This is a genomic window from Hymenobacter sp. YC55, assembly GCF_029433095.1.
Lineage (GTDB): Bacteria > Bacteroidota > Bacteroidia > Cytophagales > Hymenobacteraceae > Hymenobacter.
In genome coordinates this window covers 1-23237 of the sequence record NZ_JARNTX010000011.1, presented here as the reverse complement: position 1 = coordinate 23237, position 23237 = coordinate 1, and the positions used below count along the sequence as shown (strand labels likewise).

At 55.0% G+C, this 23237-nt stretch carries 21 protein-coding genes; 11 read left to right on the top strand and 10 right to left on the bottom strand.

Annotated elements, in window-relative coordinates:
* Window positions 1-1216: 1216 nt before the first annotated feature.
* The 5 genes from P1X16_RS30100 to P1X16_RS30080 form a co-directional block, all read right to left on the bottom strand.
* Window positions 1217-1963 carry a hypothetical protein gene (locus tag P1X16_RS30100; protein ID WP_277236476.1) on the bottom strand — a complete coding sequence of 249 codons (747 nt, stop codon included), beginning with the start codon at window positions 1961-1963 and terminating at the stop codon, window positions 1217-1219.
* Window positions 1964-1974: 11 nt separating this feature from the next.
* Window positions 1975-3009, bottom strand: a complete 1035-nt coding sequence (locus tag P1X16_RS30095; RefSeq protein WP_277236475.1) for a hypothetical protein — start codon at window positions 3007-3009, stop codon at window positions 1975-1977.
* An 82-nt stretch (window positions 3010-3091) separates the two neighbouring features.
* Window positions 3092-4645, bottom strand: coding sequence for a hypothetical protein (locus P1X16_RS30090; protein WP_277236474.1), 1554 nt, complete (start codon window positions 4643-4645; stop codon window positions 3092-3094).
* A gap of 68 nt (window positions 4646-4713) precedes the next feature.
* Complete coding sequence (locus P1X16_RS30085; protein WP_277236473.1) at window positions 4714-6099, bottom strand: PP2C family serine/threonine-protein phosphatase; 1386 nt, start codon at window positions 6097-6099, stop codon at window positions 4714-4716.
* Between the two features lie 225 nt (window positions 6100-6324).
* Complete coding sequence (locus P1X16_RS30080; protein ID WP_188816400.1) at window positions 6325-6963, bottom strand: VWA domain-containing protein; 639 nt, start codon at window positions 6961-6963, stop codon at window positions 6325-6327.
* A gap of 489 nt (window positions 6964-7452) precedes the next feature.
* Between P1X16_RS30080 and P1X16_RS30075 the strand changes: the two genes are divergently transcribed.
* The 7 genes from P1X16_RS30075 (at window position 7453) to P1X16_RS30045 (ending at window position 12720) form a co-directional block, all read left to right on the top strand.
* On the top strand, window positions 7453-7896 hold the full coding sequence (locus tag P1X16_RS30075; RefSeq protein WP_277236472.1) for an STAS/SEC14 domain-containing protein: 444 nt from the start codon (window positions 7453-7455) through the stop codon (window positions 7894-7896).
* A 6-nt stretch (window positions 7897-7902) separates the two neighbouring features.
* On the top strand, window positions 7903-8118 hold the full coding sequence (locus tag P1X16_RS30070) for a hypothetical protein (protein ID WP_277236471.1): 216 nt from the start codon (window positions 7903-7905) through the stop codon (window positions 8116-8118).
* Window positions 8119-8400, top strand: a complete 282-nt coding sequence (locus P1X16_RS30065) for a hypothetical protein (protein WP_277236470.1) — start codon at window positions 8119-8121, stop codon at window positions 8398-8400.
* A 267-nt stretch (window positions 8401-8667) separates the two neighbouring features.
* Window positions 8668-9081, top strand: a complete 414-nt coding sequence (locus P1X16_RS30060; RefSeq protein WP_277236469.1) for a hypothetical protein — start codon at window positions 8668-8670, stop codon at window positions 9079-9081.
* Window positions 9082-9864: 783 nt separating this feature from the next.
* Window positions 9865-10761, top strand: coding sequence for a hypothetical protein (locus tag P1X16_RS30055; RefSeq protein WP_277236468.1), 897 nt, complete (start codon window positions 9865-9867; stop codon window positions 10759-10761).
* Window positions 10762-11255: 494 nt separating this feature from the next.
* Entirely contained in the window at window positions 11256-11918 is a 663-nt protein-coding gene (locus P1X16_RS30050; RefSeq protein ID WP_277236467.1) for a hypothetical protein, read from the top strand.
* A 253-nt stretch (window positions 11919-12171) separates the two neighbouring features.
* Window positions 12172-12720, top strand: a complete 549-nt coding sequence (locus tag P1X16_RS30045; RefSeq protein ID WP_277236466.1) for a hypothetical protein — start codon at window positions 12172-12174, stop codon at window positions 12718-12720.
* A 105-nt stretch (window positions 12721-12825) separates the two neighbouring features.
* Here P1X16_RS30045 and P1X16_RS30040 read toward each other — a convergent pair whose 3' ends face one another.
* Both P1X16_RS30040 and P1X16_RS30035 read right to left on the bottom strand, forming a co-directional pair.
* Window positions 12826-13815 (bottom strand): IS110 family transposase, encoded by a 990-nt coding sequence (locus P1X16_RS30040; RefSeq protein WP_277236465.1) that lies wholly within the window; start codon window positions 13813-13815, stop codon window positions 12826-12828.
* Window positions 13816-14926: 1111 nt separating this feature from the next.
* Window positions 14927-15157, bottom strand: coding sequence for a hypothetical protein (locus P1X16_RS30035; protein WP_277236464.1), 231 nt, complete (start codon window positions 15155-15157; stop codon window positions 14927-14929).
* A 70-nt stretch (window positions 15158-15227) separates the two neighbouring features.
* On the opposite strand from P1X16_RS30035, the gene P1X16_RS30030 reads away from it, so the two are divergent.
* Window positions 15228-16937 carry an FG-GAP-like repeat-containing protein gene (locus tag P1X16_RS30030; RefSeq protein ID WP_277236463.1) on the top strand — a complete coding sequence of 570 codons (1710 nt, stop codon included), beginning with the start codon at window positions 15228-15230 and terminating at the stop codon, window positions 16935-16937.
* A 416-nt stretch (window positions 16938-17353) separates the two neighbouring features.
* Here P1X16_RS30030 and P1X16_RS30025 read toward each other — a convergent pair whose 3' ends face one another.
* On the bottom strand, window positions 17354-17698 hold the full coding sequence (locus tag P1X16_RS30025) for a hypothetical protein (RefSeq protein WP_277236462.1): 345 nt from the start codon (window positions 17696-17698) through the stop codon (window positions 17354-17356).
* A 581-nt stretch (window positions 17699-18279) separates the two neighbouring features.
* On the opposite strand from P1X16_RS30025, the gene P1X16_RS30020 reads away from it, so the two are divergent.
* Window positions 18280-18942, top strand: coding sequence for a recombinase family protein (locus P1X16_RS30020; protein WP_277236461.1), 663 nt, complete (start codon window positions 18280-18282; stop codon window positions 18940-18942).
* Window positions 18943-19286: 344 nt separating this feature from the next.
* Window positions 19287-19712: a hypothetical protein gene (locus P1X16_RS30015; protein WP_277236460.1), complete on the top strand. Its 426-nt coding sequence runs from the start codon at window positions 19287-19289 to the stop codon at window positions 19710-19712.
* A 443-nt stretch (window positions 19713-20155) separates the two neighbouring features.
* On the opposite strand, the gene P1X16_RS30010 is transcribed toward P1X16_RS30015, so the two are convergent.
* On the bottom strand, window positions 20156-20608 hold the full coding sequence (locus P1X16_RS30010; RefSeq protein ID WP_346771276.1) for a hypothetical protein: 453 nt from the start codon (window positions 20606-20608) through the stop codon (window positions 20156-20158).
* 773 nt (window positions 20609-21381) lie between these two features.
* Between P1X16_RS30010 and P1X16_RS30005 the strand changes: the two genes are divergently transcribed.
* A complete protein-coding gene (locus tag P1X16_RS30005) occupies window positions 21382-22518 on the top strand; it encodes a TlpA disulfide reductase family protein (protein WP_277236459.1) in 1137 nt (378 codons plus the stop codon).
* 400 nt (window positions 22519-22918) lie between these two features.
* Here P1X16_RS30005 and P1X16_RS30000 read toward each other — a convergent pair whose 3' ends face one another.
* Entirely contained in the window at window positions 22919-23191 is a 273-nt protein-coding gene (locus P1X16_RS30000) for a T9SS type A sorting domain-containing protein (protein ID WP_277236458.1), read from the bottom strand.
* Between the last annotated feature and the right edge of the window lie 46 nt (window positions 23192-23237).

Here is a 23237-nt window from a genome sequence, read left to right as displayed (position 1 = left end):
GCCGGTAACAGAAAAGGGATTGCGGTAGCTGGGCTCGCATGGAAGGTGCCCCCTTGCGGCCGCCGAAAGTTTTCGCGCTGGTTGACGGCCCCTCGGAGTTGAGCAGTTGTCGGCACAGTTGAACGCGAACGGCCCGCTGGTCCGGATCTTGCGCCCTGGTTTAAGCGTGTCAACCCGGGATTTGCCACCAGGCGCTGCCTAGTCCGCACAGCCTGGAGGAAACGGATACTCCCCGCGTGTGGCTCGGCCCCACTACTAGACCTTTTCGGGAGGATGCCGCGTACTGACTACCAACCCTTTGCCGGCTTTACAGCTAGTTACTGCTGGCAGAGACACCGGTTCCCAAACGCCGAGAACTGGGTCCGATGCCTCGGGGCAGGCAATCCCCTTTGCTTGCCTTTGCACGCCGCGAAAATTAACCCGGCGCGGCCAGTAGGCTTCGGTGCCGCTCCGCTAGTTCCAGTTCGCAAAGTAGGTTGTCTTCCTGAGCGCCCCGCGTAGGCCCCGGCGTTGCTATTGCGGCTGTTGTTGCTGGTGCTGGAATAACCAGTCGGCGGAAGCGGCAATACGAGTTTACGGGCCGCCCCGGTCCGGCGCTTCGTGCGTGGGAGGCGGCGCCAGGGTAGGGGCCACGGGCTGGTGGGGGCGCAGTTTGCAATGTGCACCGACACGCCCAGTTTATGGGTGCTGATGCCCTTATAAGTGGCTTTGACGGGCGGGCAGTCCCGGGGGTGGCGGCCCAGCGCAACGCGGAGGTGCCCGTCGTTGACGATGCGGTTGTTGGTAGAGTTGAGGCGCAGCCAGCCGTAAAACGGAATGTAGGGGGTAGCTCTTGGACAAGTTCAGTTCCAGGGTGGGGGCGGGGCTAGCACGGGCTTGGGTCTGTTTTTTACCCGCCAGATTGTGTTGCTAAAGCGTGGTAAGGTCAGGCAAGCCTTAATCTTGTATGTCGTGCGCACAGGTATCGGGTGCCAACAGCGGGGCCTTAGCAATAGGCCACCTTGCCCAGTAAGAAGGAGTTACTGATCTTGTTACCCGTTACCGTAATGGCTTCTCGTGCTTCGTCAAGGTGCATGGTCTGCTCATGCAACGGTTCGGAAGCAAAAAGCACACAATAGGTCATTAAATTATACTGGGTAGGCTGAAAAATGCAGATTATGCTCGCCTTATAGGTCGGTCTGGCCCCTGCTTATCGGGGGATTAATAATTAAAATTTTTAAAAATGTTGCGTTATTTTCTGTAGTTCCGTTTGAATCTCCTTTTGCTTGTTTTCGCCCGCCAGTAAAAAGGAGTTTTTAGTGGTGTTCATTTTATCTCTTGTGAGGGTAATCTCCTGGGATATCTGGTTGATCTCAGCTTTTAGGGTGGTTAAGCGTTGGGTAAGGGTTTGCAGTTCCTGCGCTTTTTTCTGGAGCAGTTCTTCCTTGGGCCGCACCTCTTTCTGGTACTGCTGCGCGTGGGCGCTTTGAAAGGCATTCAAATCCCGGCCAATCAGGTTTAGGTATTCCTGACCGGTGGAGACAAGCTTTTCTTGGGTGAGGCCGGTGCTTTTTAACGCGTTGTAAGCGGTCTGGTACTTGAGGGCTTCGTCCTGAATGTCGTCTATGTCGATTTTGCTGTCCACGAACTCTTTGAAATCAACTCCCTGGAACAAGGGGTTGCGGGCATTGGCTTCGTCAATCAACCGCTCAAAGTACTGCTGGTGTTCGGGCAACGGTTCCGTGATGGTGCCGCCGGCCGAATAGGTGGGAACATGGTCGGGAATAGTGACGGGCGCGGCGGGGCCGTTGATCAACGGATGCTGGGCATTCTCGGGGACAGCAGGTAGTGGCGGGGGCAGGAAGGAAGGCGTAGCCGGCGCCGCAGCCGGCGCGGTAATCGGTGGATTCGGTTTGGCCGTTCCTTGCTTGGCATCGTCTTCAAACTCCACAAACGGAGTCAACAACTGCTTTAAGAAACTCATAGGAAGAGAACTTATTGGTTGAGGCTCAGCAGGAACCCGATGGTAAAGTTGGCGTCCCAGTCAAACACAAAGGTGTCGGTGCCGGTTGCCTCGGCCAAGCCTTTGTAGATAGTCAAGCCCGAGGCCATTTTCTTGTCCGCTGCCTTGTACGCCTCAGGGGCCTTCAGTACGGTATATCGTTCTTCTCCTTGGCGGTGTTGCTTGGCTAGGGTGAAGGGCACCCCACCCAGAATGAAGCCTACATTCCGCTTGTCCTGCGGCACTTTAGCGGCCAACGTTTTCACTTGGTTGTACACCTGCTCATCGGCGGTTCCTTTTTCGTAGTACTTGGCGCCGGGCAACTCGATGGATTGCAGGCGGCCATTCTCCTGCCAGGAGATTTTGGTATTACCGGAGCCGATGTCTACCAGGAAAGAATTATCGGCGAAGGCGGGGGGAACGGTGGCACTGAAGCCGAATTTGCCTTCCTGCTCGGCGGTTACATTGTTCACCACGTACCCCATCTTTTTCAATTCGTTGCTGATGATGGCGGTTTTGGGGGCTTTCTGAGCGCCCGAGGAAATCACGAAGTGCATGTTTCTGTTCGCCACGCCTTTGTCGAACATGGCCGACAGGTATTTCTTGAGACCGGCTCGGATATCATCGGTGGTAGCTAGGCCTTCGTAGGCCAATGATTCGCCGAAATCCTTGGAGACAATCTCCCAGCGTTTCTGACGGTCCATGTTGATGACGAAGGAGTTGAAGCCCGTGGCTCCTACTTCTACTACCCCCCGTAGCGTGCCATTCTCCGGTTTTTCGGGCGTGTAGCTAAATGCCCGGGTTTCTTCGGTCGTGCCGGCCGCAGGGGGAGTAGTGGAGGGAGTTGAAGCAGCCGGTACCTCCCCTGTATTGTCCGGCGTCTGGTTGCTACCGGGTATGCTAGGCGAGGTGGTAGAGGACGTAGCGGTGTCGGCAGTGCCCCCGGTTAAACGAGGTTTGAGGGCGAAATAGCCTAGCACCCCAATGATCAACAGAACGACAATAATCCCTAGTGGCTTGATTTTCATCTTGGTAAGTGTTAGTGCGTTGTAAGGTTATTTTCCCTCTCAACTTCTCGGTTCTTTCTTGTTGCTGGAAACCGTAGCGGCGCTACTTATTGGCCATGGTAATCACCACCACCCGGCCGCCTTCTTCCTTGGACAGCAAGAGTTTCTTGCCGTCGGTGAGGTCTACCATGGTATTCACGGGTATCTCTTTGTCTTCGGTGAGGTCTTTCAACGAAGTGAGTTTCTGGTTGACCAATACCCACTTATTATGGTGGAAGGTGAAATACCCCACCGGGGTCTTTTGCTCGTCGGTCAGTTTTTCATTTCTGACCACGTGCCGGTTCACGTGCCACTGGAACAGGTATTGGTTGTGGTAAACCATGAGGCGGTGATTCTCGGGGCGCCAGACGGTGGGCTTGAACTCGAAGTATAGGTCCAGCACAGGCAGCGTGCCGTGTACCGGCGTGCCGCAAAACGGACACTTGGGCGAGGTGGTATTATCGAACACAAACCACTTCTGCTGGCATTTGGGGTTGCTACAGGGCTGCATCAGATCGGTGGTCTTGAGCAGAGCCTGTTCCCATTGGTCGGCGTTAGGCCGCTGGTTGGGGTCGTGCAGGCCCGTTACAAAGGCCTGATCAAATAACGCCTTCAGGTAGGGGCCGGTGATGGTGTAGGGTAACTTCGTTACATCCGCCCACGGCAGCGTCCACTTCGACACCTGATCCATTTTAGGCCGGTTGGAGTGGTCAGTCGGGTGCTCAATGAACAAGGCCTTCTCCCCCATCGACAGCAAATCGTCTTGTTCCGTATCCAGGGAGTTGACCTTGCCTCCTTTCAGCGGGTGCCGGTAGAGCAGGTACAAGTAAATCATGACCGGCAGGGCATGCAGGTCGGTGGTGCGGTTGGCGTGCTTGCGGGTAGGGTCGCGCAGTTCCAGGTGTTTGGTGGCCAGGACCTCCGGCGCAATAAAATCGGCGGTGCCGATGACATCGGGGGGGTACAAACCAGGTACGACCAGCCCATCAATGTCAATGATGGTAGCTGATTTACTGACCGGATCAATTAAGACGTTTTTATAGGATAAATCGGAATGGGCCAGACCGGCGGCGTGCAGGCGCTTCACTCCCCGGGCAATTTTCACGCAGATCTGGAAATAACTGAGCCAGTTGCCTAACTCGCTGTCATCCAGCCGCAAAGCGAACTGAGGATGCCGGAACTTGGCCGAAGCAAACCACAAGCCTTGTTTCTCTTTGCCTTTGATGCCCTCGCTGGTGGCGTAGCCTTGCTTGAAAAAGAAGTTCTTGTTATAGGTCGGCACCACCAACCCCACTTTTCCGTCGGCGGTTTCCACCATGTCGGTCGGCCAGCAGTACAGCTCTTTGTAGTATTCGCCGCCTTCCCGATTGAAGAAGCTATCGTAATACTGCGTCACCAGTTTCTTGAGCCGTTCCCGGGAATTGTAATCCTGCTTGTCGCGGTAAAAAGCAATTACGTACGATTTATCGGGTCCGAAATACACGTCTTTCATGCCACCCCGCATGGGCTCGCCATTATCTACGTACGGGTACATTTTACCGGGCGTGATGATGGACGGTACCGACTTCGCGGGTTGACCGAGGTTACTGGAGAAGGTGGGGCTACTGCTTTGGCTCACAGGTTCAATTCTATAAATTGTAAGTACCCTGGTTCAGATTCGGTTGCCAGTTACTTGGTAGGCAAGAGCTAGAAGACGATGGCCAACGTTCGGTCGTCGTGGTTGCCGGAACTCCAGAAATCCATCCAGCGAGAGAGTTGCGCCTCAATGTCGGGGTTGGTGGTGCTTAGTTCTACCGTGGCCTTATCCTCGTTCTGCCCCTGTAAATCAGCCAGAAACTCCTGCCACTTGGCAATGTTAGGCAGGTTCGCCTCCACCACGAACTTAGGGTCATAGATGCCATCCGACATCATGATCAGGTACGAGAAGTCGTCGATCAGCTTAAACCCGAAACGGGTAGCGAACTTTTCATTCTGGAAGATCTCGGGCATGGTGATAAACCGGGTACCACCCCCGAATTCGCCCACGTCAATCCAGTTCATGAGCGTCACTTCGGTCACGTCTTTGCTGAGCACGGCAATAGGACAATCGCCGACGCCAAAGGAAAGCAAGGCGTACCCCACATCGTACTTCTTGAACAAAGTGAAGATGAGCGTACTGCTCAAATCTTTCAGCGTGACCTCCTGCGCCTTGGCGAAGCTTTCCAGTTGTTTGTGCACCTGAAAAGCCGCTTTGCCTAGGTTGTTGTAGACGAAACGGTTTAGGTTTTTCTGGGTGTCGTCCCCGGTTTGGCTGGCGTGCTGTTGGAGCAAGTTGTCAAACTCAATCATGCTCTCTACCGAGGCGGGGTCCAGAAAATAGTTGACCACGCCCGCACAGGCCAGCGCCGATCCTTTTCGGGATAGTTTCGCACTCCCGGCCCCATCCGACACCACCACGACGTTCCAGCCATTGGGCAGCTCCTTATAGGCAAAGTCATCTTCCCGAAACGACCCCACATTGGCGTGGGAGCGCCCGCGTTTAGAAGAAACCAGCAGGTGCCGGTCGCCTAGTGGCGAGAACAAGGTGACTTCGTCTTCCTTCCAGTAAGGATCGTTCTTGTCGCTTTCCAGGTTTTTCCAGAGGCCTTTGGGGTCTGGGTTGATGATGAGTGGAATGTCTTTTTGGTGGAAGGGAGCTTCCTCCGGTTGTCCTTCCACTTTGAAGTAAACCAAAAACTTGAGGTCGCCGCTTTGGGTGGGAACCCCGGTAAGCTGGTTGTTTTCGGCGCTGTAGGCCAGCCCGAGGGCTTCTAGTCCTTCTATTCGAAAGGCGATAAGGTCGTTCCAACCGTATTGCTCGAAGTCAAACGGAGCCGTGTAGGGTTTGCCCACGGTAGCGTTGGGAATACGAATGGGCTGCTGCACGATCTCAGCTATTCTGTCTTCGATTTTCCAATTCGCCATAAGCTGTTCCTGGTTTTTTCTGAGTTGGTGGAGAATGGCAAGGTTGTGTTCTTCCAGTAAAAAGCGGTCGAACAACTGCATCCGGTGCGCTGGAATGATAATGCCATAGCTTTTGAAAAGATCAGTCACCAGTTGTTTTGCTTCGGCCATTCCCGCTTATGTGCTACCTGTTTAAAACTCATGTTCGGTGGGCTACCCCTTAGCCAACCCGGTTGCCGCTCCGGCTACCTGGTAAGCTTTCGCTACCTAATTGGCATTGGTTGCTGAGCCTACTACTGCAGAAAACAAGGAAAAGGAAGAGGCTAAGGGAAGATATCTTCCAGCCTCTTCCTTGCCTGATGCGGTGCTACTCGCTTAGGTAACGATATTCAATTCTGCAGGAGGCGGGGGTAATTCGCCTATACCGGTCACTTCTTGGCCGCCATCCTCCACCTTGGTAGAGGAAACGCCAATGGAAGCACTCACCCAAGTGAAGAACTTGGCAATGCTCTGGCTGTCGGCAGTATCCAGGCTGACGACATTTTCCGTGATCTGCTTCAGCAGCGCCGAATCGGCGGCGCTACCCGCGGCGCAGGCCACGGTAAAGGCGGTTTTTCGTTTTCTAAATTCTTCCAAGCCAATCTGCCAATCATCGGTAGGAATCCCATCCGTCATGATGAACACTAGGGGTTTCCAGTCGCCTTTTTGCTCGGCTGTGGTTTTCGTTACCTCATTGTCGATGCAGGTAGAAACCAACTTCAGCGCCTCGCCCAGGCTGGTAGTGCCGGTAGCTTTGATGTCCACCATCTGAAACGAAGCCAAGTCGGTTAAGGGCACCACTTGTTTCGCCTCGCTATCAAAGGTGATGATGCTGATGAAGGCCGTCTCAATCGCCTGCGGATTCTGCCGCAAGGAACTGATCATAACCTGAACCCCATTTTTAACTGCTTCAATGGGCTCGCCGGTCATGGAACCAGATGTGTCCAGTAATAAATAGACGGGTAGTCTCCTCATCGTTTCAGGTGTTGAAAGGTTTTTGATAAACTCTGCCATTGCAGCGGTGTGCGCAAGCCAGAAACAGAAGTCAATTCTCCTAGAGAAAATGGCTTTTACACTACAGGCTGTATTCTACGCGTCATTTTTGAAAACCAGCTATGAAGCCCTAACTTCCAAAAATTGGCGGTTGAAATGTTCAACGCAGGCCGTTGGGCAAGGTTTGCTATTCATTAAGGAAGAGTTGCCTTTCACTCTGTATACTCGTTAAGGCATTGAGCAGGTCGAACGAGCAAAGTGAAGTAAACACCGGCAGGACTATCGGTCTGCTACTCCTGAGTGGACTCCTCGTCTTAAGCCTGTGTGTGGCTTACTCCTGATTTTAAGGATAGAATACTCTGCTACCCCTAGGTTGGAACAGCCGAGCGTGGTTCAAAGGGGGGCAGTAGCAATAGGGTAGGGTCGAAACTTGCCGGTTGCCAACTCGATTTTTATGATCTTTGTATGCTTATGCAAGAACTGAAGAGTCCTACCAACCGCGTTTACCTCACCATCGACACCGACCACGCCAACCGGTGGGTGGCCGTCACCTGGCAGGGCTACCTGACCAAGGAAAGCATCCAGGCGGGCGCCGCGGCCTATACGCAGGCCCTAGCTGCCTCCGGCTACGCCTGCGTGCTCAACGATACGCGGCAGGTGCGCGGCCCCTGGGACCACTCGCTCGAGTGGGTCATCAACGTGTGGGCTCCCCAGGCCGCGGCAGCGGGGTTGCAGTACTTTGCCCTGATTACCACGCCCGATTCCTTTGCCGAGGAGTCAGCCAGTGCCTTTTACGCGCAACTGACGGCTTTCCAGGCGAAAGTGTTCGCCACTATGGAGGAAGCTCAACTTTGGCTCCGCCAGCACGCGCGGGCTGCTGCTTCAGCGGCCACTAGTTCGCCGGCGAAATCGTAAGTGCTCATGACAGACGCAGTGATCCTGGAGGAACCCTACGGCTCGGTGCTGGTTGATGCCCGCGTACCGTGCGTGATTGTGCAGTTCCACGGCTTTGCCAATAAAACGCAATTCATGCACGCGATGGAAACCGGGCTGGCCTATTACGTCCAGTACAGTACCCCGGCTAGGCCCTGGGGCTGGATCGGGGACGTGCGCCACATGAGCCCCATCCCGAAGTAGGTGCAGGACTGGCTGGTTACGGACTGGAACCTGCGCGCTTTTCGGGCCGGTATACGGGAGGTGAGCGTGGTGCAAGCCGAAAACGTGCTGGGCGCGTTGGCCACGCAGCAGTACAGCCGCAACACCGCCGCCCGGCGCAACGAGTACGAAATCTACTCCGTCTACTACCCCTCCCTGCAAGCGGCGAAGCAGGGGGCACGGCAAGCCCTGCGGCCCCAGCCGCCCCGTAAGGGGATGGCCCCGCGGCTCTTTCGTTTACTTGCCTTTCTTCTTGCCCTGTGAAGTAACCGAGGAAACGAAACAGTTGCGGCGTTAAAGTAGGTGTTTACCGAACGTACTCTGAGCGCTTGCTAGGGTGAGCTCGAGGGGGGCACTGCCGTAGTATGTCAAGCAGCTTCTCTTAAGTTTTGGTAGCTTGGGAAGCTAGGCCTTATTTTGCACTTTTATCTACTTTAGCTTACCTAAGCTCGGCCGGGTGAAAGCGTCAGCATTGTGGCCTTAAAATCCGCTATCTCTCTTTTCATCCATTACTATAGGGCGCCTGCTCGCATGAAAAGTTTCCTGACGGCCATTCTGCCCGTTGTCGTCTTTATTCTACTTTATCAACCTTATATCTACCTCTATTATCGCTCTCATGAGCACCTGCCTGAACTCTACCAAAACTGGGGCTATATCCTCGCCGTTGTCCTGCTGATAACGCGACTCGTCAACTTGGCTTGCTTGAAGCAGCGAAAGGGCTATGCGGATTTGCTGACCGCGAACCGGATTGGGTACAATCTGCTTGTGCTGCTCGTGGCTTGGCTAGTGCTCGGCAATGTGCACGCCCTATTTGAGTTGTTCCGTCCATACAGCGAGAGCATGATCCTGCACATTTTGACGCTCTTACTGGTGTCCTTGGTCGGCGTGCGCGAAGTGCTCTGTCCCACCAAACCGTCTCGCCCGCCGGGCGCGGGCCATAAGTGATAGTGATTGATACCAACTACAGGGACAGACTCTTGGGATAGACGAACATCCGATTACTCAAGGGTGGTTGACATTAAAACGACTTCTCGGACAAGCTTTTATTATCTCTATTCAAATGAAACAATTACTAAAAGACACATGGGGAGTTGGATGGCGTGTTACGGCTTCTGTCTTCGGCTATTATACATGCGTCTTTGTGGGCGAATCCTTACAACGACTGCGAGGCAACTACTACACTCCCTCCGCGTGGGCAATGTCAATTGCGATGTGTTTTTTTACCTTTTGCCTGCTCGCCATTGCCTTATCCCTGGCTTTCCAAATCAGAACTACGTATCGTCCTGGTACGCTTGTAGCAGGCGCGAGCCTACTCTACACCCTGGCAACGCTCTTGTGGTTCGGCGCGTTTTATGGTCATTTTGAGCGGCCTTATCGGTTAATATTCGTTATCTGTTGCGGTCTGTCAGGCTTGGTTACACCCTGGGTAATAGGAAAGACTTGTAAGCGAGTGATTCAATTGGCTTACAAAAGTTAGATTATAGCAAGAGTATATAGCCATAGCTGCTTTGCTCCCACTCTTAGAAAAGTTGATTGACATAAGAGTTGTTCTCGGACTAGTCTGAGAAAAGTAAAACTATGGATATCATGCTGCTATTACACTAGTAGTAGTATTTTGTCGCTATGATTCTCTGTGAAGCTTGTCGCCTCCGCGCTAGTGTTATTCAAGAAAAACGCAACGGGTCGGTTATCCCCTACTGCTTGTGCCAGCCCTGCTACCAGCGGCTGTTGCATCGCGCGCTGCGGCCGTTAGAGTACTTCAATTTAGTTGCGCTCCACGGCCACGAATACGAGCTTTGCGATGACTTTTACAGTGATGACGGTGTCGCGGATGCGGCCGAGGAGCCAGTTGACCTAGAACCAGCCCTCACCTTTCCCACCCTAGAGAGTCTGCGCGGCCACGTAGAACGCCTCGTGGACTATACGATCGTCAAATGGTGGTATCCCGCAGCGGTGACGCCTTATTTAGTGGGCTTTGCTCCCCAAGAGGTGTTGCACGTGCTGGATGACAAGCTCGCGCGCAATCCCTTCTTACTACCGAGGTGCTTAGAGGTTGCGGCCGAAGTACTGCAAGGCCACGCGTATGCCTGGGTCAAGTATCAACTAAGTTCAGTAGAGGAACCGCTGCAGGTGCTCGACTTTGCCTATGCCTTATCCCGTTGCTTTCCCGCCGCCGAAGCAGAAGCCGTACTCCTGGCCGCGCTGAGCACCCTCAACGAAAAAGCGCTAGCTGAACACGTGACTTGTTTGTGTTACCTGGCGGGGAACGGGCCGTTGGACTGGATCGAAGCGCACTGCCGGGCCATTACCACCGTGCCGGGGGGCTATGGCGTCACCTGCGCGGCGCTGGGGATCACGTGGGAACGAGTGCAGCGCTGGTTAAAAATGGGACGCCCGTTAAGCTTGATGGCCCTGGATGCCTTAGTTAACTGTAGCACGACGGCCGCAACGCAGAACCGCCCCCTCTGGCTACGGGAGCATCCCCCCTACTTACACGCCCCTTCCACGCTGGAAGCGATGAATGAGGTCTTATCTGCCTATGTCACGTTGGATAGTGTACCCCGCACCAAAATGGCAATTCGCTTCATCCAGGAGCATTGGCCACAGATTTTAAAAACGAACTAGGTTTAAAACAGCTCCTGTATGTTGGATCTTATAACGTTTCTTGAAAGGCCCTGCACACGCGTTACGAGCCAATTGTCATTTTACAAACGGTCGTGGCTGTTGCAGAACTCAATCCGTATTGTGGTAAAGGTGTGTTTGGCCCCTGAAGTGCTGAGAATAGTAGCGCTAAAGAGGTTTTTAGTCTACTTTACTCGCTGTTGCTAACCATTCAATCCCTTGTTGGGAGTTCTGCAACAGCTACCTTTGTTATCAGACTGACCTCGGAAAAAGGCTGATTTTTGGCTCGACTGGCTACTGCACCCGACTTAGTACTTTGACGGGGAACTAGGCGCTAGTTCTTGCAGGTCAGAACCTCCCCCCGGCAGGCTACTTCGTAACTGTTGACTGTAAACGGATTTTCTAAACTTGCTCCGCGCAATAGAACCAAATGGTCACCAATTATATAGAAAACTTTTAGTGTCACCGGAAGACGGGTAAAAAGGGTAATTTCACTCATGATCCGTTTCCTCGTCGCAGCTTTGTTTGGGTGTTGGCTGGCGGGGATCGGCCCCATTGTCCGCGCCTGGGGCCAGGGGTCTCAGACCATCGTCTTGCACCCCTGGTCGGGCCCCGCTACGCCGGTGAAGGCCACCCTACAGGTGGATTCGGTACAGCAGCTTGCCGACCGCGGACTCGTCCTGACTCTGATGCTGCACAACACTGGGCCTTTGGCGGTTACCGTTGCCAACCCCCTCTACTACACGTATCTTCGATTATACGACCCGCGCGGGCGGCAGGTGTACGAGCCGCCCTTCACGCAACAGGCCATTATTTGCGGTGTAGGCGGGCGAAACTATCAAGCCGACTACACGGCCCAGTGCTTGCCCTTGGGAGGAGCGTGGGTAAATCAGCAGCCCGTGGACGCTTATCAGTTCTATCAGCAAGCTCAGGTAACGTTGTCAGCGCATGGCACGCTTCGCCTCGTGGTGCAGGTTCCGAACATGCTCCAGCTGCCGGGCCCGTCCATAACGTACTCGACCCGCCTGACCAAACTCGCGGCCGACCGCTACCGGCTGGAAGTAGGGCTCGCCCTAGTGTGTGCGTCCGCCAGCGGGGAACGGGCCCAGCCGACGCACATACAAGGAACGCCCCTGTTCGTAAACTATAGCTTACGCTAAGCGGTCCAATCTTAAATCTGGGAACGCTAGCAGTACACTAGACTTCTAAGTAGTTCAAAAAAACAGTGATTTGAATGAAAAGTGGGCCATTTTACATCTTGTGAATGCCCTTCTCAGCACATAAAATGGCTTGTAACGTTAGTTGAACGGTCGCCCAATAAGCGTTACGGTAGCTTAACCCGTCCTCGTTGTCGTAGGGCTACGAAGGGCAGTGCCCTGGCGCTCCCTCTTCCCTACCGTTTTCTGCTATGCAATGCTTCGTACACCCGGGCTACTCTTCTCCGTGCTGCTGGCCAGCTGCCATGACGCCCCCAAGCAGATAGGCGTGGGAACGTCGGCGCGTCTACCCGTAGCGCACCCGGATTCTGTTCTGGCCGCTCCCCGAGCCCCGAGCCCGTTGGATACGCTGCTGCGCCTCGCCCAAGAGCGCCCGCTCGTCTCCTACTCCTCGGCCCGAGCACTGCCGCCCAGGGTCGCGGCCTACTTGCAGACGCAAGAAGGCGGTGCCGACTCCTCGTTTGTGCTGGCCGACGTCGGGGCCCGCTTTCAAGTAACGGATGTCGTTCTCGAGCCCGGTTTACCCCGACACCAGCTCGTCTACTTAGGGGTGAGCCCGGACGTGGTTCTGGTCTCGTACTACAGCGGCGGCGTCGGGCTGATGCAAAGCGTGGGCTTGTTCCGGCTCCAGGGTCAGGCCATCACGCAGGGGTGGCTTGGCTATGTGCCGGAGAACCCTAAAACGAAGGCCGAGCTACTACGACAGGTGCGCATGCGCGAGGAAGAACGGATGCGTGGCCAGTAACACAACTCGAACAGATGCTGCTCGTGCCCCCGCTCGCAGTCAGCCCGATACGCCGTATGAAAGAACCTCTTTTCTCAATTGGCATTTTATGAACGGTGTTGAAAGTCAAGGGTTGAGGGAAAGTTTTGAGGTAAAATCGGCTTGATAAGGCTGGCCCGACTTGACAATAGCAAAGGCTTGCTTGAGTAATTTGTTGCAGACGGCAATCAGGGCCACTTTGCCATTCTTGCCTTTCGCCACGAGCCGCTCATAGAGCGCTTGGCAGGCCCTATTCCTCTTCTTGGCCGCGAAGCTGCACATGAACAGCTTGCCGCGGATTAACCCACCACCCATCTTGGTGATGCGTACCTTACCCCGCACACTCGTGCCGGAGCTATGCTCGCGTGGGGAGAGACCGGCGAGGGCAATCAGCTGTCGGTAGTTCTCGAAGCGATGGAAGCTACCGGCAAACAACAAAAGTGTGCCCGCGGTCTTGCGTCCAATCCCCGGGATGGAGCACAACAGCGCCATCTCGGCTTGGAAGCGCTGTTCGAGTAAAGCCAGTAATTCGGCTTCGACCGCTTGTACCTGGTCGGTGAGGACGTGCAAGGTATGCTGCAGGCGTTCGCGTGCCAGTTGGCTAACCACGGGTTGCTGCAGCAGGGCCGCCAAGGCATTACTCGCCATGGTTTTCTGCTTGATTAACTGTTCATTGACCTGCTCCAACTGCCGGCACTCCACTAGTACTTGCTCGTCGGGTTGCCAGATTTTGACTGGTTGTTGCTGGCCATAGCGCAACAGCCACTGGGCATCCTTGCGGTCACTCTTGCCTTTACCTAGGTGCATCTGAATAAAGCGCTTGATAACGAGTGGATTGAGCACCGCAACCTGGCCTCCCTGCTCGTGTAAATAATACGCTACCGCCAGATTATAAGCGCCGGTGGCTTCCATCACAAACAGACACTGCACCCCACAGGCCTTGACGAGTTGCTGAAAACCAGCTTTGCTATTGCTGACTTCCAAGTGCTTGACCTGTTGGTTGGCCTGATAGCATACCGCCAGCGAGGCTTTGCTGACGTCAATACCCACGACGGGAAGAGGAAGTGGCGAATCCATAGCGAGCGAGGAGAAAGAAGTGAAGGGAAGAGTAGGTAAGCAGGACTTCTAGCGCGTCTTTTTTATCCTAATACAAGCTCAATGGCCTTATGGAACGGTCCAAAGTGGCGCTAGAAAAGAGGAGGGATTCTCATAAAATACGAGCTCGACGACTCACAAACGCTTGAATCTTACTCTCCTCTTTTCCTGCTCAGTCGCCGCAAATACGGCAGGTAGGCGAACATAGGACAAACGCTCCACTGTAAGGTGCCAATTGAGGCGCGGGGGTGTCATGCATTTCGTTGGCCTGTTCTAGCTTGTGCTACCAAGCGCCTCGTGTTCCTGCTTTCTTCAGCTTTCCGGTACAATAAACACAGGAGTGGTCGCTCCTGCTTTAAACCGACCAGTCAGCATTTAGATCCTTGAATGTGCGAAAGCAAACCCTAGTATTTCACGAGGGTCGAATCATACACTACCCGAAAGAGGCGAGCGGAGGAATCCCTTGGCACAAGGCCAAAGAGCGGACTCCTCTTCGCGCGGCGGGAATCCTTGTACTCCGGTATGGTCCCGGCAACATAAAAATCGCTCGCCACAACTTGTAGTGTGGTATCAACCCCTTGGCCTTGGGTAGAGCGTAGTGTTAAGCGTAAATGCCTGTACTTCCTATGGAATGCAAATCGAAACTGGACGTGGGTTAACCGGTTGGCAGGTGAGTTTACTGTTGTATCTACCAGGATAGACTGCTCATGCCGGAGTATAAGCCGTTCATGGGGATATAGATACCCAGAAAACAAGGTATCCTGAGTCGGGAGCTTTTGCTGCGAATAGGTGCAGCTCCCGAGCAGGCTTGTCAGCAACAGGAAGACGACAGCCGATGTAGTAGTTCCTATCATTTTTGCGCAAACTACTGCTGGGTGACTAGCACGACTTTCTTTGAGAGTAGGGGAACCTCGCTCCAGCAACCTATGCCTAATCTCCTGCCGAAAGCAAACGCTGCGCTATAACTCCTCTTATACCTCAACAGAGAGGAGGAAGGAGTGTTTTTCCGAGGCGGAATTTCTACTACTAGGGCTGTTGTAAAAGGCAGGCAGGCCGCAACATGCCTCTCTTCCTACAAGCCCTTTTCGAGTACTCAACAGTCGGCGTAAACGACTAGGCGCACGCCTACCTGACCAGCAAGTGGCAGCCAGCGGGACGTTGGGGCGCAAAACGAGCCTGCATCGGCTAGGGGCCGACTCGGCGCCGAGCCGTTTTCTACCGGTAAGCGCACGCGCCGAAACGGGAAGGTGGGCTGTTCGATCGTCTGCTGGCCCAGCTGGCGGAACGTGCTTCGTTTATGGCTCTTCTTAGTATACTGTCCCAACGTGAAAGTATGCTACATTCGTCCTAGTGACTTGCTCCCTTGCTTCGTTCCCACCTTTTTCTTCTTGTCAATGACGCCCTTCTTTCGGGGTAGGAGGACCCGCGGCGCGCTCCTCATGGGCCTGCTGGTGCTGCCCATCATGAGCCTCGCGCAACCGACGGTGATGCGGGCTAGCTTAGCGCCGGCCGCTAATGCCCCTGCGGCGAGCCGCAGTACGACGGTGGTCGTGCCTTTCTCCCAAGCCATTGCGCCGGCCACGGCGGGCACCATCCGGCTATTCAGCTCGCAATACCGGGGGCAGCGCACGGCCACCACTAGCGTGAGCAGCAACACGGTGACCCTGGCGCCCACCGCTCCTACCGGCTCGAGCGCTTTCCGACCCGGCGAAACGGTGCACGTGACCATACCGTCCACGGTGCAAAGCACGGGCGGCACAGCGGCGACCCCGTACGTGTACCAGTTTACGGCGGCGACCACGGGCGGCAGCGGCACCTTCAGCGGCGGCTCGGACCTGCCCATCAGCAACCAGCTCACCAGCGTCGTGCTAGGCGATGTCGACGGCGACGGCGACCTCGACGTGATTCTCGGCAACGTGGGGGGCTCGACCGTGAACGTACGCCTCAACAATGGCCGCGGTACCTTCGGCGGGGGCTTTGACCCCGGCGTGACGAGCGATCCTCGGCGGGTGAGGCTGGGCGACGTAGACGGGGACGGGGACCTGGACCTACTCACGGTCACCCCCTTCCTCTTTACCGGCACGGTGAGCGTGCGCTTGAACGACGGGAGCGGCCAGTTTAGTGGCGGCACTACCCTCACCGGCTTCTATCAGCCCGAGGATGTGGTGCTGGGCGATGTCGACGGCGACGGTGACCTCGATCTGGTGGTAGCCAACTATCGTGATAACTCGGTAGACATCCGGCTCAACAATGGCAACGGCACCTTCAGGGATGGTTCCACTCTGCCCGTGGGTAGTAATCCCGAAAGCGTGGTCCTGGGGGACGTGGACGGCGACGGCGATCTGGATCTAGTGGTGGCCAACAGCGCGGTCCTCGGCACGGTGAGCATCCGCCTCAATAACGGTAGCGGCACCTTCAGCGGCGGCACGGACCTGGCCGTGAGCAGCCAGCCCACGGCCGTGACGCTGGGCGACGTGGATGGGGACAGTGATCTGGATCTGGCGGTGACGGACTACAGTAAGGGCCTGATCCATATTCGGCTCAACAACGGAAGTGGCCTGTTCTCCGGTGGTTCGAGCGTACCAGTCGCCACCCAGCCCACGGGCGTGCTGCTGGGCGACGTGGAGGGGGACGGCGACCTGGATCTGGTGGTGGTCAACAGAGCTGGCAGTACGAGTGTAAACATCCGCCTCAATAACGGCAGTGGCACCTTCAGCGGCGGCTCGAGCCCAAGTATCGGGCTGGCGGCCCTAGGGTTAGCGCTGGGCGACATAGATGGCGACGGGGACCTCGACTTGCTCACCACGGACCCGATCAACAGGTCGGTGACGGTACGCCTCAATGGCGGCGGGCCCCTGCCCACGCGACTCGCCACCGGCACCACCGCCCTCAGCCTCTATCCCAATCCGGGTCGGGGCAGAGTGCAAGTGACGGGTCTGGCACCCAAGGCGGCCGTGGTCGTATCCGACGCGCTGGGCCGCCCCATCACGACGGCCAGGGCAACTGCGGGCGGAGTGGCCTACTTGACCCTACCACCGAGTCTGGCGGCGGGCGTATACTTCGTCCGAAGCGAGGGGCATAGCCAGCGGCTGAGTGTAGAATAGGAGTTGCTACGCGCTGTTCCTTCGTGACCGAAAGAGGTACGCGTGTTCAGCGTACCGCTTTCCTTCTAGCCGAGCCTTACAACGTGTCAGGCGCTAGGTGGCCAGGATCCTTTACCTTCTGTGCAACATCGTGGCTGTTGCAGCACTCCTGCCCCGCGCATGCGCGAGGCAGCTGGCAGATGCTTCGTCAGCGCTAAAGCGCTGTAAAGCGCCTTGTGTGCCGCTGGCAGATGGCATACAGTAGTCAGCTATGTCAAGAGCAGACTTCTGCAACCGCCACGCGTGTTATACCCACCTTCTTGGAAAAATAGTGATTCCACCATCTGCTTCCCCTACTCTTGAATTGTTGTACGTTGGCGAGGTCCTAGCCCCTATCTGGCGTTTGACGAAAGGAGATTAATAGTATCCGTTTCGCCTTAAGGAGCGAGCAATTCCTCTACCCGATAGGTATAGTGGCCCATGTTGCGTTCGGCAAAGAGGGTGCAGCGCAGGACCAAATCGCTCGGGGCTCCGTCGACGCACAACCGGATGTCGGCATAGAGTTCAGCCGGCTCTCCTTCCCCAAGCGTCAAATAGGTTTGGGGGCCTTTGGGCGGTAAAGTAATGTGCTGCCCATGCTCGGCCAGAACGGCGTTGAGATCTCCGACAGCACAGCGACTAGGTTTACCACTCCGGAGCGCCTGCTCGAGGCCCCCACTGCTCAACAGGTGCATAACGTACTGGATGGTTGCAGATACCCGTTCCTTGTCAAATCGGTGCATACAAGCAAGGTTATTGTGATTCAGGAGAATGGTCCAAGAAGCGAAACGAGAGTATTGACAGCTGTAGAGTTACGTTCACACCTCTTGAAGTTCTGCCCCTAATAGACCGCAAGTGTGCAGGCAGTATTGAAGCCACGCCAGTACCGCTTGCTCCTGCTCTGCTGTAGCTGCATGTAGGAGCAGGTAAAGCTGCTGGTCCGATAGGTCAACCAAAAAGTCTTCTTCCCAGACAGGCGGCACCCTAGCAGCATGAGCGTAATGCAAAAAGTGAGCTTCTCCGTCATAGTTGGCTCGCATCAATGCCCAAGTTGGGGGATTTTTTAAGCACAGTACCAGTCGCTCCACCGTGGGAAAATCAACTGGCGGCGTAAAGGATAGTTTATACTCAAAGCCCATAACCAAAGCAAAGCTACTTCCTTCTATCCTGTGGGCTCACAAAAACGATGATTCAAGAAAAGTTGGTCTTTACACCCCTGCGGCGGTGCTGCCCGGTCTAGTATAGTCACTTTATCAGGGTCGTTTGGAAAATGTCCAACCCTACTATCTTTAGGATAGCCTTCCTTCCCCACTGCCCCTCTCATATGCCGTACGTTGCCTACTACCGTGTCAGCACCTTGCAGCAAGGCAAGAGCGGGCTCGGGCTAGCCGCGCAACCGCAGCTGGTAAAGGCCTTTGTAAAAGAGGAAGCCATACTCGGGGAATTCGTCGAAGTGGAGGGTGGGAAGAAGGCCACGCGCCCCCAGCTCCGGCCGGCCGTGCAGCTGGCCCAGCGCCAGGGGGCCGTGCTCGTCATTGCCAAGCTGGATCGGCTTTCGCGCAACGTGGCCTTCATTGCTTCGCTGATGGAGTCGGGCGTGGAGTTTGTGGCGTGCGATCAACCGCAAGCCAACAAGTTCACCCTGCACATCTTCGCCGCGCTGGCCGAGCAGGAGCGCGACATGATCAGTGAGCGCACCCGCCGGGCCTTGCAGGTGCTTAAGACGCAGGGCAAGCAGCTGGGGACCCCGGCCAACTTGACGCCGACAGCTCATGCGCAGGGCCTAACGATCCGGCAGCAGAATGCCCGGACCCACGAGGGTAACCGCCAGGCCACCGCGTTGATTGTGGCGCGGCGGGCGCAGGGACAGGGGTATAACCAGATTGCGCAGGAGGTGGAAGAGTTGGGCTTTCGCACCCGTCGTGGCTGTCGCTTCACCCACAAACAAGTCCAGCGCCTAGCACAACGGGCGGCAGAGCAGGCATAAACAAGAACCCGTTGTGCACCAGAAGAAAGCGGACTTAGGCGTCAGGTACCTCGACGTAGCTTCTCTGGAGTTGTAATCCTGGCTACGGATTCGGGAACCCCATACTAATAGCAAGTCCCTTGGCGATGCCTATCAAATGGCGAGTTATGTAGATTACGAAACGTCCCATCTTCTGAATTGATGCATGTAGGTAGAAACAGTCAAGCGCAATAGTAACAGATTGTTGGCACATACCGATGACCCTCTGATGGGACAGCAAAGAGAGCACGGCCCGTTGCGGGCGGGCTACTTTCGCGGTAATTCCACCTAACGTAATCGTGGTTCTCGGACTAGCTAACGAACTGATGAGATCTCTAGCAGATATAATTGACAGCAGTGGCGATTCAATTCTTGAAACGTACGCCTATGCCAACGGCTTCCTAACCGTGAAGCTCACTTTAGGCACAACCGAGCAGAAAGTCGAATTGGCGATGCCCACGGAGCACTTGTCCTTTGATGCTTTCTGCTTAGCGAAAAAAGAGGATCTCTACCGAACGTGCCGGATTGTAATCCAAGACTTGTCGCAAGTGATATCGGTCGCCAACGGGGTGTATGTACCGGCTCCTGACTTCGGAAAGCTGATGCAGCAAGCAAAGGCCAACTATAACTTGGCGTATGGAAAAAAGGCGTCCCACTGGAAGTATCTCTTCTCCTTGATTGGGTATGGCCACTTAGTGTCGTGCTTGTTATCTGACCTAGAGGCGGTTTCGATAGTGGAATTGGCCGAATAAGCTCGTCTAAAAGACCACACTCGTCGTGCACAAGAACGGGGGACGTTGCTAACGGAGACCTGCGAAAAGGCTACGTTCCAGGTGGATCCATGGGGTGAAAGGCCAGGAAGAAGAACCCTAGAATGGCCACCAACAGTCCAAAGCCGGCGAGCAACGCGAGCCCTAGTAGAAGTGCTTGCCCACTAGTCCAACAAGCGCGTCGGTATAGGCGATAGCATAGCACCAGACTCGCCAGCACATAGAGCCCGATCGGCATAACAAAGAAGAAGAGAAAGTCTCGTTCCAGCATCTACTGCGTGAGTCAGGAGGGTGTTCCTCTGTAAGGTGCTCCTCCCCGGCCCCAGGTTTCTTGAAAGTGCTAGATTAATTCACACCTGTAGATTTTACTTTGCTTTTGGCATTTAACAGTAGACCATTCACTAAACGTTACGGTACTCGGTGGCTTACTTCTTGGAACTCCTGATCTGGTCCAGTTTGGCTTTCGCTTGCTCCGGCGTGTATTGTTTGCGGTCTAGGCGTTGCAATGCATTATAGTTTCCGAAGTGTATCCGCCCTACCCCGTTGGGTACTTCTATCAGATTTAATGCCGTGCACGCCTGACACTGCGCCACCACAAAGCAAGCGCTGGGAATAGCCTCCCGCTTGTCAAGCAGAACCGTTTCCAGAATCGCCTGACACTTCGTACAGGCCTGCGTCAGGGTAGGAGCCGCCTTTTCGGGTTCCTCGCGCTCGAATGCTTTCATCAACGTATACATAACTCTCCCATAAAGCCACGTATTTAACTCCTCCTTTAGATCCACTTCCATGACCTGCGCCAACTCAGAGAAGGTAGCAACGATGAACTCTCTTTCTTCGGTGTCATAATCCTCGCTCGCAAACGTGTTGAGCCCCGTCACCAGCGTTTGCTGAAGTTGCGGCTTAGTCGTCCTTGTTGAAGCTGGGTAATGAGCTGAGCGGTGCAGTCATTGAACAAGTTGTTCAGGTGGGCCGATAACTCATTGCTGGACGGGTTTAAGCCTCGTGCTTCCCACGCCGCCGGAGAGAATTTGTTTTTTGCTTGAAAAGCCTGCAGGGTGCTCAGGGTTTGAGGACTCATCGTAAGGTACTGGTCGTCTGGCGGGGAACAAGAAAATAGACTAAGGGTGGCGAGCATCCCGACTTTCAACACATAGTGGACCAGTTTCCGGAATAAAAGCACTGGATAAAGGGGTGCGTTCACAAGCACTTATATTGAGGTGGTTACTCGGTAAAGTACCATAATAACTAGGAGTTTTTTCTGTGAGCTAAAATTAATACGATTTCAAGACAGTGGTTATAACAAATCTTATGTTAATGACTAATTCCCTTATCTAATAACATCTGCCTAAGAGTTCGCTTCTATATTAAACACAATAATGATTCGCTCGCTAAAGCAGCGATCGATAGTTCTCAACCGAAGGGTCTTAACAGTAAGTAGGGGGAACCCTTCGGGTCAGGCATCCAACTAGCCGAATGGTTAAGATAGGTAGCTGTAAAACAGTACTTTGGGAGGTGCAACGGGAAAGACAGTCGTATTCGCTCCTCTTGCGACGCCTGGATGCCTTCGCAGTAACAATGGCAGAGGGTTGGCCCTCGTTGTTGAAGAGCACCCCTGCGGGCGAAGGATTACCTTATTTCCATTCTTTACCCTATGAAGAACTACCTGATCTTCCTACTGTTGGTACCGGGCTTGGCCGTTGCGCAAACGCCTATTCCTTATTTTTTGGCTGGCAAACTGGGTTCAGATACGTACCGCGGTAAACCGACCTACGTTTATCTGCGCTCCGGCAGCTTGCTAGATTCTGCGCTGGTCAAGAAAGGGCGCTTTCAACTGAAGGGCACTGTGGATGAACCCCATAAAGCGTTTCTTTCAATGAAGCGGCAGAGCGAGGATATGTCCGATTACAAGGCAATCTTTTACCTCGAAGCCGGTACGCTGGTTTTCACCAGTCCCGATTCGCTCAAGAATGCTCGAGTGGGCGGCACCCCGCTCACGGATGTGTGGCGGGCGTTACTCGCTGCCCAAGAACCGATTACGCAGCAACTTGATGCACTGTACAACGAGTTCGAGGCCGCTACGCCGGCCCAGCAGCAGTCGCTGGCATTCCAGCAGCGCCTACGGGAACGGCGCGCGGCGACATTGCGCGCCGGCACTCGCCTGGATTCGGCTTTCGTACGCGCGCACCCGACATCGATCATCAGCCTGTATCAACTCAACCGGATGAGCAAGGACTCCACGCATGCTGCCCTGGTGACGGCCTTGCTCCCGACGTTATCCCCGCCTTTGCGCAATGATGCGTTAGCTGAGCAGATTCGAACCAGAATCGGGCAAGCTGCATGGGGTCCCACAGCCGAGCCAGTGCTGAAGGTTGGCATGATGGCCCCCAACTTCACCCAGTCCACCCCGGACGGGCAGCAAGTATCGCTCACCGACTACCGCGGCAAGTACGTGCTAGTTGACTTCTGGGCTTCCTGGTGCCGCCCGTGTCGCGAGGAAAATCCGAACCTGACGAAAGTCTACAACCAGTACAAAGACAAGAACTTCGATGTGCTGGGCGTGTCGCTCGACGAAGCGAGGGACCGAGCGAAATGGGTGAAAGCCATCCAGAATGATCAGCTCCCCTGGACGCAAGTGGCCGATCTGAAGGGCTGGGGGGGCCAAGCGGCGGCCTCTTATTTCATCAAGTTCATTCCGCAGAATTTTCTGGTAGACCCCACGGGTAAAATCATCGCCGTCAACCTGCGCGGCGACGCCCTGCCCGAGGTACTAGCACGGCTCGTGAAGTAGAAAGCCTAAACAGTCAACATCGGAAATTAGCTGATCCTTTCGAAGCAACTTAAAAAGCGGATTTTCAAACTGTCCGAGAAGTAAAGCTTATGTTAAATAGAGAGCTGCTAGGATGCATACGGCATCGTTTTTTAGTCGCTTACCAAGGATCTGGACCTTTCATGATTGTCCAATTGGAAGGTGCCCAAGGGTCAGCACTACCTGATGTTCAAGTTAAACAACAGGTTGCGGGAAGCAAGTAGGGGCATGAAAAAGGGCCTGCCGCCCGAGGCAGCAGACCCTTTTCGCTTTCTGACAACATCCCGTACCAGGACAGGCACCTAATTGTTCCTGGCGAGGCGTTCAAAATGGCGTCCCCTTTTTCGCCGCAGGGCCTACTTTCTAGTTGGGCGCTGACGGGTTATTTGCGTAATAGCTTGACGTGGGCCTGGCCTTTGGCCCCGCGCAGGTGTAGGTAGTACAAGCCTTCCGCCGGCAGCTGCGGCGAAAAGTCGAAGGTCAAGGACTGCCCTCCGGCCGTAACCGTGCGCTGGCCCTCACTCAGGGTCGTGCCCAGCGACGAGACCAAGGTATAGCTGACCTCGCCCTGGAAGGCGGCGGGCAGCTCGACCGTGACGCGGCCGTCAGCGGACGGATTGGGGTAGAGCTTGACCTGAGCGCTGTAGACGGGCACCTTCGCCGTCGTCGCCAGCGGGCTGGCCACGGGGCGCGCTGCGGCC